Source organism: Alphaproteobacteria bacterium LSUCC0396, from assembly GCA_041228345.1.
Classification (GTDB): domain Bacteria; phylum Pseudomonadota; class Alphaproteobacteria; order Puniceispirillales; family Puniceispirillaceae; genus UBA3439.
Genome location: CP166131.1, coordinates 1,227,861 through 1,242,697, shown reverse-complemented (window position 1 = coordinate 1,242,697; position 14,837 = coordinate 1,227,861). Strand labels below are relative to the sequence as shown.

The window sequence follows — 14,837 nt, the reverse complement described above, 5'->3', positions numbered from 1 at the left end:
TCTCTGTTTTTTATTTTCCAGGATAAAATGCACCCGTTTGATCAACTCACGAATGGTCGTGCGTGCTCCGTCCGAGGAAGATTCGCGTTGCTCATATTCAAGGTACATTTTTGATCATGCATCAAATGGCGCGTGCAGGATGGTTTCTTTTGTAACTACACCGCCTCGATTGCCGATGTCGACTTGCCCATACCGTTGACTGAAATAAGGGGGCAAAGGACGGTCTTCTGGCAGCGCAAGCCACAAGCGTAAAAGGTGGCGTTTTTGGCCTGGATCTGGCCAGTCGACAAAACTCGTTCTGTCATGCAAAAGACTGTGATTGTAAACAAATTGTAGGTCACCAGGCTTCAAGCGCATCTCAAGATGTATATTCGGCTCATTTACAATACTATCTAATAGGTCTAGAGCCTCTTTTTGCTGGAAACTTAGCTTTGGAGCGCTTTCAAATCGTTGAGCTGACTCTATATAATTGCGCTGGTAAATGCACGTAAGGTAATCTTTGTACCAATTAAATACTGGTATGGTAAAAAAAGGTCGTTGACCTTCTGGCACCTCACCGCGTCGGTCAGTGGCCACATCTTCAAATAGATACTGTACCAGATCTGGACGCCTTTTTGCGATTTCATTGTACGTTGTGACGCTAGAAGCCAACATTGAGTCGCCACCTTTCATTGCCTCTTTGAGGCATAATAGGCCGACAACGTCACAACTATCAGTATGAAAGCTCTGCCGCGCAGTGGTTTGGTAAATGCGTGAATTTGGGTTGTTCACGTCAGAGCCAATATCACGAACATGCCCCAGAAGATGGCCCGCAGCATTTTGTGATCTAGCTGAACCAAGATGGCTGCCAATGCCGCAGAAAATTGTTGAATATGTTTTTGGTTCATATCTTGAAACTGGTAAGCCACGTATAAGTTTAAAACCTATTCCTTTTCTCAACTCATTTTGAGTTTTTTGAAGAAAATCAGCAAACTTTGGCAGAGGAAAATTTTCTTTTGAGATTTTCCCAAGAGGCAAACCTAGATTGTTGAAGCTATCGGCAGCATGCTCTAGTTCAGCAATATCGATTTCTGTTAAACTATAAATCCATAAATCTTTATTGGCCATCATTTCATCGCCATACCAAGCTGCAGGGATGTCTATAAACTTTGGCGCGTCCATCATCTTCCTCCATTGGACCAACGTTACCAGCGTGAAACAAAGTTACTGTATACTTATTTGCAAATGGCGTTTGAGGTTTCCAAATTTGCTTTGGTGTTTGCTGCTAACATTCGCTGTATAATTGTGCATTGTAACGCGCTTCGAACTCACTAATTCGCTTTGCGTGCATCATTGTTAAACCAATTTGACCCAAACCTAACATTAGGTTGTTTTTAGCTGTATCGTTGATCTCAAAAGCGTAGGTAATTCCATTGTCAGTGGAAACTCTCTGTTCGTTCAAGTCGATGTCTATTCTGGAACCAGGGTTTTGATGTAACGTTTTTCTGAGTTGATCTGTTTGCGCTTTTGTTAAAACTATTGGCAGCAAGCCATTTTTGAGACAATTGTTATAAAAAATGTCACCAAAATTTGGAGCTATTACACTGCGTATACCGTAAGCCTCCAGCGCAAAGACAGCCGCCTCACGGGATGATCCGCCTCCAAAATTAGAGTTACCCACAATTATTGTGGCGCCCCTAAAAGCTTCTTGATTTAACTTAAAGTTTTGGTTTTCATTTCCCACTGGGTCAAATCGAAGATCATGGAATAAAAATGTGTTATATTCAGGGTCGCTTCTACGCTTTCGTAAAAATCTAGCTGGTAAAATCTGGTCAGTGTCCAGATTAATGGCATCAATTGGGGCCGCTAGACCTCTGTGAAATACAAAAGGTTCCATGAAAAGCTGCTCCTGTCTTTAAAGTTCTCTTACATCGGTTAATCGGCCATTTATGGCTGCCGCAGCAGCCATTGCTGGGCTCATAAGGTGAGTTCTACTGCCTGAGCCCTGGCGGCCCACAAAATTCCTGTTAGAGGTTGATGCGCAACGTTTTTGTGGCGCGACGATATCTCCGTTCATGCCAACACACATGGAACACCCAGCCTCTCCCCAAGTGCAGCCTGCTTTTATAAAGATCTGATCTAAGCCCTCTGCCTCAGCAGCTTTACGCACGAGGTTGGACCCAGGAGTGATAAGTGCTGGTACCTTTATGGTGTGATTTTTTAACACGTTGGCTGCAGCTCTGAGGTCTTCAATGCGCCCATTTGTGCATGATCCTATGAAGACCTGATCTATCTTTATATCTGTCATTTTTGTGCCTGGAGTTAATCCCATGTATTCAAGCGCATTTGACAAGCTTTCGCGTCGATCAGGATCTTCGATGCTAAATGGATCAGGTATATGTGCAGTTATTGGCAGGGTTTCCTCAGCTGTGTTGCCCCAACTCACCATGGGCTCAATGCTTCCGGCGTCTATAAAGACCTCTCTGTCAAACTTGGCGTCAGGGTCTGACTTTAAGGCTTTCCAGAAGGCTACAGCCTTATCCCAATCTCTACCGCTTGGAGCAAAATCTTTTCCAAATAAATAATCAAATGTTATTTGGTCAGGGGCAATGATCCCGGCTCTTCCACCTGACTCAATGGTCATGTTACAGACAGTCAACCGCTCTTCAATGGAAAGCGCTCTGATAGCCTCCCCCGCATACTCCACTGTGTGGCCAAATGCTCCACCGGCGCCTAGTGTTGATACAATTTTTAACGCAAGGTCCTTTGCGGTGACCATGTTTTGCCGTTTTCCTGACACAGTTACACGAATTTGTTTGAGTTTTTTTTGCCAAAGGCATTGTGTGGCAAGAACGTGACCAGATTGCCCTCCAATTCCAAACGCAAGTGCTCCCAGGCCTCCATGAGTAGATGTATGGCTATCACCGCAAAGCACAATCTTTCCAGGCTGAGTTATTCCTTGCTCAGGGCCGACGACATGTGTGATGCCCATTCGAGGGTCGTCGAGCCCAAAATGATGTATCCCCCATCTTTCACAATTTGATGCCAAATCATTGATGCGGGCCACTCGATCAGGGTCAGCAATATCTGAAAGTTTTTTGCTTTTGCTCGATGCGAAGTGATCAGGAACGCCAAATATCTGTTTAGGGTTTCGAACAGGTAGTTTTTCCTTCTCAATCAAATCAAAAGCGTGAAATGATGATGAGTCAGTCAGAAAAAGATTGTCGACATATAGGAGTGACTCGCCACTCCCGGGGTCTAAAAAGATTTCATGCGATTGCCAAATTTTATCTACAATGGTTTGCTCAGCCAAATTATTGCCCTTCCTAAATTGACTATCTCTTTCTTGCCATTAGATTTTTTTGAATCAATGGGAAACATAGGGATGTTATAAAAAGTGCTAACAACAATAGTGTTATCGGCCGGTCAAAAATATAAGAAAAGAGTCTTCCACTTGTAAGTTGATAGCTCCGTAAAAGCTCGCCTTCTACCATGGTTGCTAGCAGAATGCCAATTACGGTGGCGGCCACTGGATAATTATAGCGCCTCATGACCCAGCCAATAATTGCAAAAGTGGCAACAGTCACTGGCCCTGTCATGTTTCCTGTGTGAGCATATGATCCAAGCAATGCCATCACTAAAACTGTTGGTATAAGAAAGCGCAAGGGAACTTTTACAATAGAACTAGCAAGGAAAATAAAAGCCAAGCCCATCAACGCCAAGAGGCCCACTTGGGCAAGATTGCCAAGTATAATGGCGTAAACAATATCTGTATTCTGCGATAAAAACCGGGGCCCTCCTGTAACATCATGCGCAGAAAAAGCAGCGAGCATTATCGCTGTGCCTCCCCCTCCGGGGATGCCTAGAGCTAAAAGTGTCGCCATGGAGCCACCCTCAGAACTACTATTTGCGGACTCAGATGCTATCACGCCCCGGTCATCACCCTTGCCAAAGGTCTTGTCTTTGTCGTATTGCCGCTTTGTTGATGCATATGATACTAAGTTAGCGACGGACGAGCCAACCCCCGGTATGGCTCCGATTATGGTTCCAATAGCACCACCTCGTATAATTACGAGTGGATAGCTCAATGCTCGTTTCATTCCAGATAGAATCTCAATCAGATTCATTCTTCTTTTTTCTTCATCAACGATCAAATAGTCATCTCTGATAAGATTGAAAAGCTCGGAGGCTGCAAACATGCCAATTAGCGCTGGAATAGCTGGAATGCCATCAAAAAGATAAGCGCTTCCAAAAGTCCCCCTAAAAACTCCAAGGTCGCTAACTCCAATCAGGCCTAATGTTAGCCCAAACACACCAGCAAGCAGACCTCTGCTGAAAAAGCCTTCCTGTAGAACGGCAATCAAAGACATGCCCCATAATGAAACAAGGAACATTTCGGAGGGTCCAAGTTTTAACACAAGGTTAGCTATAGGCCCTATAAATAATAGCAATGTCAGATAGCTTAAGCCGGCTCCAACGACCGAAGCAACCAAAGCAATTCCAAGAGCGTGATTATGTTCCCCGCGTCGTGCCATTGGGTATCCATCAAAGGTAGTTGCAACTGATGCAGATGTTCCTGGAATGTTCATAAGGATGGCTGGAATTGCACATCCAAATCCACCGCCGGTAAATATTGCTGTTAAAAACAAAATTGCCGGCAAAAAATCCATGTGTAGAGTGAGAGGCAAAAATATTGCCATTCCAATTGATATTGATAGACCTGGTATCGTCCCAAATATCAGCCCAATTAATATCCCTGGTGGGACAACTGCCCAAGCGTCTGTGCCGTCAGACAATAAAGCAATAGCCTCGTGAAATGCGGGTCCATCGATCATTTATCAAAAGTCCGAAAAAAAGAAGGTTGGAACGGGTAGTGAGACCATTTCACGCAAACCAAAAACGCAAAAGATAGTTAGTACAAATGAGTATGAAAAGATGACCCATGCCCTTCGCTCCCCCATCAGCCACAGAGAACATGACAGAAATAGAAACGTCGAAAGATCAAACCCTACAGTCACCATTCCCAAGAGGTAGGTGCATAATGCAATCATGATCAAAGGGACGCGACTATCAATTTTTTTATGATTTTCGCGCCGATCAGTAGACGCTTTTTCACGATTTATTGTGATTAAAATATAAATCCCAATACCACACGCGGCTGCAACAAGTGGCAGGACAAACATGATGTGCTCGATACGGGAGGCGGTAAACACTACGTCGAGCAAAAACCATATATGGAATCCCATCAAACAAGACACGAACAAAGCGTGACCAGTGTCAACCCTTTTCAGATAATTCTTAATCATCCTCTGGTCCACAAGTTGAAGGCATAAGGCTCAGCATGATGCTGAGCCTTGTCTCTGCTTATTTGTCGAATGTGTCTTTGTATTTCGACATGGTTGCAAACCCCTCGTCCAGTATTTCCTTTGAACGCTCCGGACCTGTCCATACTGCTCCTAAAGAACCTTTTTTAACTGCCTCTTTGTATTCTGCCGATTGAACCATTTGTTGATACGCATTCACGACAGTTTTGTACCGATTGGGAAATTCTTTAGCGAATTTAGCACTGGTGATAAAAGTGGCATATGTATTGGCTACAGGCGGAACAGTTACACCGTATTCAGTTTTTAACACGGTGTTAAGGTGTGGCACTCCAGGGAATGCGCTATGACCCTCTGAAGAATTAATTGCTAAAGGGGTAATTTTATCAGCGATTCCCTTTGATCCTCGAGCTGCCGTGAGTGTGAATGTGACATTGCCGCCCGCTACTGCAGAGCGCTGAGGCCCACCACCTTCATATGTGACCCAACGGATGTTGGAGCGAGGAATGTTAAGAGCGTCTAGAATTAACAGCAACTGCAGGTGCGCTCCACTTCCTTGAAGAATGGAGGCTGAAATTTTTCCAGGTTCGTTGCGAATGGTTTCAAATAGTTCTTTCGCAGTTTTGTAAGGCTCATTTTTGTTCACGAAAAGAAGTGAGGTTTGCGGCCATTGGACGTTTATAAAATTAAAGTCTGACCACTCTAATGAAAGGTTCGAGAGCATAACGTTGTTTGCTAGGTATGGAACAGCATGCGTTACAAGGAATGTTGAGCCGTCAGCTGGTTGCTGCAAAAACCAAGCGGCGCCAACAGCACCTGAGGCTCCTGGTTTGTTAACAACCGTTACTGCTGCGTCATTCATGTGTTTGGATAGGTGTTGAGCGATGCTGCGGCCGAGCCTATCCGTGCTTCCTCCGGCCTTAAATGGAACAACAATCGTTATTTTGTCATTTTTGGACGGCCAGCTGTCAGCAATAGCAGGCCCCCATGCCAGTAAAAAACTTAGTAGGCTTACAGCAAAGAGCTTCAATTTATTCACTTTATCCTCCTATTTTTAGACTTTGAGCTTTTGGTTGGGTGGAAATAAGACCGTAACCTAAAACCCAACTCGCGCTTTATCATCAACTGAATATCGCTCCTCCATGGCTTTGACATCCTCCATTCCGAGCAGGTTAAATAAGTCTTGGAAAGAGGCCATGTTTTCTACCATGTGCGAAACAGTGCCCGTTTCACGCAGCTGTGATAGATAATTTCTAACGGCTGGAATTGCGGCAAGCATTGCAAAGTTCGGATAAATTGCAAGTTTATAGCCGTAATTCTGTATTTCATCTCGTGATAGAAAGGGGGTTTTTCCGCTAGATGCCATATTAAAAAGTGTGGGGGCCGATAAACTTTTTGGAATTGTGGATATTTCCTCTTCTGTTTGAGGGGACTCAACAAATATCACGTCAGCACCCGCCTCCTCGTAAAGCTTTGCACGGTCCAATGCAGCATTTAATCCATGTAAAGCCAATGCATCAGTTCTCGCGATGATAGTGAAATCGCTATCTTTTCTCGCGTCGCAAGCAGCATTGATTTTTGCAGCCATTTCATTTGCGGGGATGAGTGTTTTGCCAGCAAGGTGTCCGCACCGCTTGGGCCAATTTTGGTCTTCAATGTGAATACCGGCAACGCCGGCTTTTTCAAACAAAGATACTGTTCTAAATACATTTACGGGACTGCCATAGCCGGTATCAGCATCTGAAATAAGAGGCAACCCTGACGCATCTGCAATTCGACCAGCATTGTCAGCCATTTCAACAACACTCAAGAGCCCAACGTCGGGCATGCCAAGCCTGGCAGCGGTTGTGCCGGCCCCTGTCATGTAAATAGCTTCAAAACCAGCTTCCGCAACTAATCGCGCATTCATTGCATCTACAACACCGGGCGCCATAATTAAGCTGGGCTGCTGAAGCCGATTTTTGAGCTTTGTTGTAAGTCTCAAAGTCACTCCCCCGTTGCTTTCTCTAAAATCAAAATTTGTTTTAATTAAATTAAGCTTCAAAATGGTATCTAATTTTAAACTTGTTGCAAGCAAACAATTTTAGCCGTCAGTTTTCTGCATAATATTGCTACCGCGCTTGGGACGATTGATTGACACCAAGATGATCATAATATGGCATGTTGACAAGCAGCGCGGTTGTTTGATGATAAGGCCAAACAGAAAGGAAGAGTGGGGTTAAAAATGACGGTCGAACACGCCTTACAGCACCGCAAATCCTGCCGCTCTTTCCTGGACCGACCAGTTGATATTCAATTGTTGCGGAGCATTATTCAACAGGCGTCCCGCGCACCGTCAAATGGTAATTTGCAGCCGTGGCAGCTATTTGTATTGAAGGGGGACGCGCTGGCTAGCCTGAAGGCCAATACCCGTGAGGCTATTGACCAAAATCAGCCACTGTCGACGCCTGAATATTTGGTCTATCCAAAACCGCTTAAAACCGAATTTGATGCGCGGCGCTTTGCAATTAGCGAGGATATTTACCGCGTTCTTGGGATCGTACGGGCAGGTTCGGGCACTTCCATCAACCTCGAGCTAGTCATTATATCTGAAGTCTTTTTACGGCGCTGAAGATTGGCTTTGATGTTTGTTAATGCTTTGAGTGGCTCATTGTGATTTTGCTGAATTGTACCCTGTTTATTCATCTCCGTATCATACCAGAGAGATGTTGTTAGCCGCCTTAGTTCAAGGCGTTGAGTGATTTTGATATTGCCACTGCAAGCGCCTTCCAAAGCATCTTCTAGTGGTTCAGTATCATATGCGTTAGCGGTTGAGAGGCTATGTTTTCCCAGCATAGTTCAACCACACCTGAATCACTGCAAATAACATTCACTTTGATTTAGCGTTTGCTTCAGTCGCTGCGCGTAATGTGCGTTTTGCGATGGTTATTTGGTGCATCTGGCTGGTACCCTCGTAGAGGCGGAACAAGCGTGCATCCCGATAAAGTCTTTCGATACAACTATAACCCGCAACATAGCCAGAGCCACCGAATATCTGCACAGCCCTATCGGCAACGCGCCCGCAGGCCTCGGACGCAAAATATTTGCAAATCGAAGCCTGCATTGTGACATCAGCGCCTGCGTCGCGTTTTCGCGCGGTTTCGAGGATAAGCGCCCGCGCGGCGTGGATTTCCGTCTGACAATCTGCGATCATCGCTTGCACAAGCTGGAAATCCCCAATTGGTTTACCAAACTGATGTCGCGAAAGGCTGTGGGCAACTGCCTCATCTAACATCCGGATAGCCGAGCCAGTGCACAGTGACGCAAGATTGATGCGTTGCTTGTTCAGCGTTTTCATCATCGTAGCAAACCCCTGACCTTCTACCCCTCCAATCAGGTTTTCAGCCGGCACGCGGCAGTCGCTCATGTAAACTTCGGATACCGGGGACCCAGCCTGTCCCATTTTTTGATAGGGCTCACCAGCCATCAGGCCAACTGAGCCGCGTTCAACCAGAAAAGCGCTTAGACCGCGCGAGCCGGGTTGGCTGGGATCAGTCCTGGCAATGACAGTGAACAAATCCGCTATTGGTGCATTGGTGATAAACACCTTGGTTCCGTTCAGAACATAATGGTCCCCATCACGATGTGCGGTCGTTGCAACTGCTGTCGCATCTGAACCGGCGTCAGGCTCGCTCAGCGCAAAACAGCCAGTTAGAGCACCGCTGGCCAGTTTTGGCAGATATTTTTTCTTCTGCGCGTCGGTCCCGTCCTGAACCAGCCCTTCCGAGCCGATACCTGTGTTAGTCCCCGAGCGGGCGCGGAACGCAGTCGAGCATTGCGCAATTTCTATCCCAGCCAGCGCCAGTTGCTCCATCGTAAAACCGGCGCCGCCGAATTCGACGGGAATGCTCCAGCCGAAATATCCCCGCGCCCGCATGTCTTCAACGATCTTCTCTGGCACGCAATTTTCAGCTTCAACCTGTTCTTCGGCGGGAATTGCGACCTCTCGGACCCACTGACGCAGTTCAGACAGATATTGATTGAATTGAGTGTCTTGTTCGATCATTTTTTTCTCCTCCGGCAACCTTATGCCCATCGCTTCATTTTTAGGTTTATTAAATTTCCAACCGCCGGTTTCGCGCAAAGTTTGGCAACAGGATCCCAAAGTCAAAAACTGCCATCGCGACGATACTGGACATTACAAAGAGGGCTCAGATGGTGACCCCGGCCGACAGCACGCCTGAGGAAGTGTCGACTCGGAATATCAGCACATGGATGCTTTGAACCCGCCTCCGAAAGTGCATCGGTGCCGATGTGAATACTCATCTCAACTTTAACCCAGCCAGATTTTTTTTCGTTGATCACCATTTACTGCATTTGGTAGTTGCGCAAAATCAAACGAACGTCGAACTGTGCGTGGACAAGCGGGCTTTCTAGTCAATCTGGTTAGGGTGCCGGACCAGAATTCGTAAAAACCACCCGGTAGGTCAGCGAGTCTTTGATCATGCCCCATGTGACACCAACTAGTGCACGCGCGCTTTCTTCAGCCTTGTCTTCATCGCCGTTTTCGATTGCGGTCAGCAACTCACACCAATTATGAAGGAACTTATCATCCGGGTAGTCGTCGGTCTTTTGCAGAAGGCTGTCTCGAAAGGCCAACTGCCAGATCGCTGATCCCATAACATAAGATCCGATAGCGGAAATCCTGCGGGCCTTGGCGGTTTTATGCAGCAACGACCAGCACATGTGGGATTGAACGAAGAAGGCACCAACGTCACCAGATGTTTCAAGCCTCATCTGCTGCAGGTGCTCGACATTTTTACGCAGTGCCATAAGATCATCTGGCGTCGCATTTCGCGCCGCATAACGAGCAAGCAATCCCAAAATTTGAGCGCGGACATCAAACAGCTGCTGGATCTCATGGCGCGTGATTGAGTTGACCCGTGCACTGAGACGGGGCTTGGACCTTACAAAACCATTCTGCTCCAAAATTTTTATCCCGTCTCGGATAGGCCCTCGACTGGTGCCAAAGCGCTCTGCAAGCTTTTGTTCAGAAAGCTTGTCGTTTTCAGCCAGTTTGCCTGATAATATGTCCTTAGCCAATTGGACTGCAATCTGTTCTGAGATCGACAGAAATGCCGGATCAGTTGTAGTAGAGGAACCAATCGAAAGAATACTTTTTTCTTGTAGAACTGAAGGTGTCATCTGATGCGTTTTTTAAGGGTCTTGTCTGAAAATATACCCATTTCCTATATTATTGAAGTGAAAGGTCCCGGCACAGCAATCTGAGAAGGGGTGCGCCCTCGCGCTCTTGCTGGCGTTTGAATTCATGTCGCGCAATTGAATGGACATGAACCTCGTCTGGGCCATCGTAAATCCTCAGGGCACGCATCTGCGCGAAATAGTCAGCTACAGGCGAGTCGTTTGTCAATCCCATAGCCCCAAAGACCTGAACTGCGCGGTCAGCCACATTGTAGCAGGCAGAGGCCACCGCCAGTTTGATCATTGATATCTCACGACGTGCGCCCTTACTACCTTTAGCATCTAGTGCCTCTGCTGCGGCCAGCGTCAAAAGGCGGGCCTGATCGACCTCCACACGGGAAAGCGCGATAAACTCCCTTATCTTGTCGTGCTCTGACAGTTTCTTGCCAAAAGCTTTTCGTGCTCTGGCGCGCTCAACCATTAATGAAATCATCAGTTCTGCACCACCAATCGACCGCATGCAATGGTGGATTCGTGCGGTGGCCAGCCGGACTTGGGCTGCGGCAAAACCTCTCCCACGTTCCCCCAGCAGGTTTTCCCTGGGGACTCTGACATTGTTCAGCCGGATCTCCCCATGGGGTTTGGCCCGATGTTGGAAGCCCAGAACAGGCACATGCCGGACCACCTCCAAGCCGTTGGATGCGACTGGGACAATAATTGCAGAATGTCGGGCATGGGGTTCGGCCTGCGGATCGCTATTTCCGATGACAATAATAAATTGCCAACAATCCAGCCCAACATTACCAGCAAACCATTTGTGTCCATTGAGCACGAAATCGTCACCGTCCTCTGTGATCTTACATGCGATGTTCAAAGCGTCCGATGAGGCAACATTCGGCTCAGTCATTGCGAAGCCAGATTTGATCTTGCCGTCGAGCATTGGATACAGCCAGCGTTCCTTCTGCGCCGCTGTTCCAACTTTCACCAGCATTTCCATATTCGGCAGATCCGGGGCCTGGCAGTTGAACACCTCTGCCGCCCAGTGGATCTGGCCGAGGGTTTCCGCTATAGGGGCGAATTCCGTATTGGTCAGACGCGTACCTGGGGCGTTGTCAGGCAGTTCTGGCAGCCCCAAGTTCCAGAGACCCTGTTGCCTCGCTTTTTCCTGAAGTGTCGCCAGGAATTTAGGCCGTGTGCCGGGTTTGTTGTTCTCGATAAAGGCCTGCATTTCCAAATGGCGAGGGAAAATTTCATCCGCCATGAAAGCAACAAGCCGGTCTGCTACCGTTGGAGTTGTCGTCATTCCTTACTGCCCTCTTTTTGGTTTTGCGTCCGATAATAATGCAAGCCCAAGACCACTGCGGCCAACAACAAACCCCCAACCTGAGCCCAAGCGTAGCTGAGCAATAGCAGTATTGCGATACCGGTCCTGACGGCTACCTCACCTCGCGTCAGTAGAGCCCGGTGGAAGCCCGCCATCACGGTTGCAAACAACCAAAACGCAAGCAGCGTCCGCAGCATGACTACCGCGAACTCGAGTGGGTCGAAGACCTCAATCATGAGTATTGTCGGGTTATAGGCAAAGATAAAGGGAACTATGAATTTTGCAGCCCCTAGTCGGACCGCCATGATGCCCGTCCGAAGCGGATCGGATTTTGCGATCGGCGCTGCAGCATAGGCCGCCAGCGCAACAGGTGGGGTAATAGATGAGGCGACGCCATAATAGAACACGAACATATGGATCGTCAGCGCTGAGAGTCCCATGCGTTCGATGGCTGGCCCCAGAACCAGGATGATCACCAAATAGGCCGGCAGTGTCGGCATGCCCATGCCCAGCAAAAGCGCACCGACCATGGCCAGTAACAGCGATAAAAACAATTTCCCCTGTCCCAGGTACTCGATGTAGCTTGCGAATTTAAGCCCGGCTCCAGTGCTGTTCATGGTCGCAATAATTATGCCGATCATTGCAATGGCGATCAGAACGCTTGCTGCATTGATACCGCCATTGACCAACCCTCGCACTAGGCGCATTGGGTCTCGCCGCAATTCTGGATTGAACAATCCGGTGACCAGCACAGTTATAACCGCGGAAAACCCGGCAAAAGAGGGGGATCGACCGCTGAGCAGTACCAACACGACCGCAAAGATTGGCAGCAGGAACGAGAACGATTTGTAAAAGTCCACCCTCGTGAGTGTTGGCAGTTCACTTTTTGGAAGCGGTTCGATGCCCTGTTTTCGTGCTTCGATAGTCACGCTCATGAACAGATTGAAATAGTATAGGAATGCCGGTACTAACGCAGCTGTCGCGATCATCAGGTAGGGAACCCCCACCAGATCCGCCATCACGAATGCTGCGGCCCCCATGATTGGTGGCACGATTTGGCCGCCTGACGAGGCGGTCGCTTCGATCCCACCGGCGAATTCCGGCTTGAATCCGCGCTTTTTCATCATCGGGATGGTAAATGTGCCAGTGCCGACAACATTGGCAACAGTGCTGCCGGACATCATACCGAAAAAGCCGCTTGCGACAATGGCGCCATGCGCTGGTCCGCCCCGGGTCCTGCCGGTGGCGGCAAGCGCGATTTTCAAAAGAGAATCCCCAGCTCCAGTTGCCTCCAGCAGCACGCCAAAGATCACGAAGACAAAGACAAGGTTTAAAACAATTCCCATGATAGTGCTGAAAATGCCAGCGTATCCGAACCAGAGCGTTTCCACGATCTGCTGTCCCGAAAATTGAAAATGCCCAATAGAAGTTGGCAAAAGGTGGCCAAACAGAAGGTAGCACATGAACACCAGGGTCACGATCAGCAAAGGCAATCCCCACACGCGTCGTCCAACCTCCAGCAATGCAGTGATACCAGCAAACCCTATGAGGATGTCCAACGTCTGAGGTGAATAGAACTCGTTTTCTATCAACGGGAAGACCCGGTGGAACCAGAAACTGGCTAACCCCAGTGCGCCAATCATAACAGCATCTGTCATCCAGCAGGCCCACAATCCCCCGTGGCTTTGGGGTTTTAGAATGTGGGCCAAGCCATACTTTGATGCGACCAGCACGAATGCGCAGATCAGAACCGCGGCCGTCCTATGAATATCGGGCGGCAAAGCGCCGAAACCCGCAGTGTAGATGGCTGACAACGACACTGCAACGGCGACCGCCGCCCCGAGAAGCCCAATGGTTTGGTTTAACCAGTTGTTTTTGTTCTCTGATTCGTTTTGCTCAGTCACCGCTAGATTCTCCCCAAGACGTCAAACTTATCGCGGCTTAATTAGTGGCGGCTTCGGGAGGAATAAGACGCTCGGGGATATCTAGCCCCATCTCTTTGTAGAACCTGTAGGCGCCCAGATGCAGAGGAGCGGTCATATGATCAATAAGACCTTTCTGTGTCATCGGAGCAAAAAACGCTTTCGCGACGGATTTGTACTCGTCCAGATTGTTCCAGACCGCCTTGGTCATTTCATAAACTGCATCCGCATCCACGTTCTTGTTGGCGCCTATCCCAAGCCAGAAGCCGACGGTTTTGACCGGTTCTTTGTTGGCTTGACCAGTGTATGTTCCAACTGGGATCAAATCGGCCGTGCGACCGGGCCCGTTCGTGAAATTTAATACGCCTTCTGATTTCATACCTTTTTCTGTCAGCCCGAGGAACCGGACGCCTCGGCTAACCCCTACTTGTTCAATCAACGCGCCACCTAGGGGTGCTGGCCGGATCCAGACATCAACGTGACCATCCAGAAACGCCTGTTCTCCACCCTTCATGTCAAGATCAAGCACCTCGAAATCGACACCTGGTTTATATCCTGTTTCACCGTTGATAAGCGTTAGCCCAGTCTGGTACATTGCCGCGTTTTTGGGGCCGGTATAAACTTTTTTGCCTTTTATATCCTGCATGGACTCAATGCCGTTACCGTCGAATGTGACGATGTGATAAGTGCCGGAGGGGTGGGTTAGGATCATCCGAATACCTTCAGCAACTTCGGCAGAATTCGACAATTTTTTGTATGGGCCTTTACCATTCTTCATCGCGCCCACCAATGGTAGCACGACATTCGTTATGTCAGCCTTGGCCCGACCCAGAGCCACCATAGATTTTGAAACAGGAATATCCGCTTTGACTTCCAGGTTATGGCCAGCGTATTTAGATACGACACTTGCAAACCCAACCATGCCAAGATAAGCGCCGGAGCCGGCCACATTCGTTTCTGATCTGAAAGTATCCGCACTGGCAATACTTCCCAGTGATAAGGTAGTGCCAATGCCAAGGCCCAGGACAATTCCAAGCCTCTTAAGAAGATTAGTAAATTTCATTTTATGTTCCTCCTCAGTTTTTGATTTGACAGTTATCACTAATTTCC

General features: G+C 48.0%; 13 protein-coding genes. 1 reads left to right on the top strand and 12 read right to left on the bottom strand.

Annotated features, from left to right (window positions below):
* Positions 1-114 precede the first annotated feature (114 nt).
* The 7 genes from AB8881_05995 to AB8881_05965 all read right to left on the bottom strand — a co-directional run bounded on the left by AB8881_05995 (position 115) and on the right by AB8881_05965 (position 7,377).
* Complete coding sequence (locus AB8881_05995) at positions 115-1,161, bottom strand: TauD/TfdA family dioxygenase (protein ID XDZ64522.1); 1,047 nt, start codon at positions 1,159-1,161, stop codon at positions 115-117.
* A 103-nt stretch (positions 1,162-1,264) separates the two neighbouring features.
* The gene (leuD, locus tag AB8881_05990) at positions 1,265-1,876 is read right to left on the bottom strand and encodes a 3-isopropylmalate dehydratase small subunit (protein ID XDZ64431.1); all 612 of its coding nucleotides are present in this window, start codon (positions 1,874-1,876) and stop codon (positions 1,265-1,267) included.
* Positions 1,877-1,894: 18 nt separating this feature from the next.
* Positions 1,895-3,292, bottom strand: coding sequence for a 3-isopropylmalate dehydratase large subunit (gene leuC / locus AB8881_05985; protein ID XDZ64430.1), 1,398 nt, complete (start codon positions 3,290-3,292; stop codon positions 1,895-1,897).
* A gap of 22 nt (positions 3,293-3,314) precedes the next feature.
* Positions 3,315-4,814 carry a tripartite tricarboxylate transporter permease gene (locus AB8881_05980; GenBank protein XDZ64429.1) on the bottom strand — a complete coding sequence of 500 codons (1,500 nt, stop codon included), beginning with the start codon at positions 4,812-4,814 and terminating at the stop codon, positions 3,315-3,317.
* A 3-nt stretch (positions 4,815-4,817) separates the two neighbouring features.
* Positions 4,818-5,285, bottom strand: a complete 468-nt coding sequence (locus tag AB8881_05975; protein ID XDZ64428.1) for a tripartite tricarboxylate transporter TctB family protein — start codon at positions 5,283-5,285, stop codon at positions 4,818-4,820.
* Between the two features lie 58 nt (positions 5,286-5,343).
* Entirely contained in the window at positions 5,344-6,339 is a 996-nt protein-coding gene (locus tag AB8881_05970; GenBank protein ID XDZ64427.1) for a Bug family tripartite tricarboxylate transporter substrate binding protein, read from the bottom strand.
* Between the two features lie 57 nt (positions 6,340-6,396).
* Positions 6,397-7,377 carry an oxaloacetate decarboxylase gene (locus tag AB8881_05965; GenBank protein XDZ64426.1) on the bottom strand — a complete coding sequence of 327 codons (981 nt, stop codon included), beginning with the start codon at positions 7,375-7,377 and terminating at the stop codon, positions 6,397-6,399.
* A gap of 147 nt (positions 7,378-7,524) precedes the next feature.
* On the opposite strand from AB8881_05965, the gene AB8881_05960 reads away from it, so the two are divergent.
* On the top strand, positions 7,525-7,911 hold the full coding sequence (locus AB8881_05960; GenBank protein XDZ64425.1) for a nitroreductase family protein: 387 nt from the start codon (positions 7,525-7,527) through the stop codon (positions 7,909-7,911).
* Between the two features lie 258 nt (positions 7,912-8,169).
* Here the strand turns inward: AB8881_05960 and AB8881_05955 are convergent, their stop codons facing one another.
* From AB8881_05955 to AB8881_05935, 5 genes are all read right to left on the bottom strand, one after another.
* Positions 8,170-9,345 carry an acyl-CoA dehydrogenase family protein gene (locus AB8881_05955; GenBank protein XDZ64424.1) on the bottom strand — a complete coding sequence of 392 codons (1,176 nt, stop codon included), beginning with the start codon at positions 9,343-9,345 and terminating at the stop codon, positions 8,170-8,172.
* Positions 9,346-9,725: 380 nt separating this feature from the next.
* Positions 9,726-10,484 carry a GntR family transcriptional regulator gene (locus tag AB8881_05950; GenBank protein ID XDZ64423.1) on the bottom strand — a complete coding sequence of 253 codons (759 nt, stop codon included), beginning with the start codon at positions 10,482-10,484 and terminating at the stop codon, positions 9,726-9,728.
* A gap of 49 nt (positions 10,485-10,533) precedes the next feature.
* The gene (locus AB8881_05945) at positions 10,534-11,784 is read right to left on the bottom strand and encodes an acyl-CoA dehydrogenase family protein (protein ID XDZ64422.1); all 1,251 of its coding nucleotides are present in this window, start codon (positions 11,782-11,784) and stop codon (positions 10,534-10,536) included.
* Positions 11,781-13,709 (bottom strand): TRAP transporter permease, encoded by a 1,929-nt coding sequence (locus AB8881_05940; protein ID XDZ64421.1) that lies wholly within the window; start codon positions 13,707-13,709, stop codon positions 11,781-11,783. Before AB8881_05940 ends, AB8881_05945 begins: the two co-directional genes overlap by 4 nt.
* 37 nt (positions 13,710-13,746) lie before the next feature.
* Positions 13,747-14,790 carry a TAXI family TRAP transporter solute-binding subunit gene (locus tag AB8881_05935; GenBank protein XDZ64420.1) on the bottom strand — a complete coding sequence of 348 codons (1,044 nt, stop codon included), beginning with the start codon at positions 14,788-14,790 and terminating at the stop codon, positions 13,747-13,749.
* Positions 14,791-14,837 lie beyond the last annotated feature (47 nt).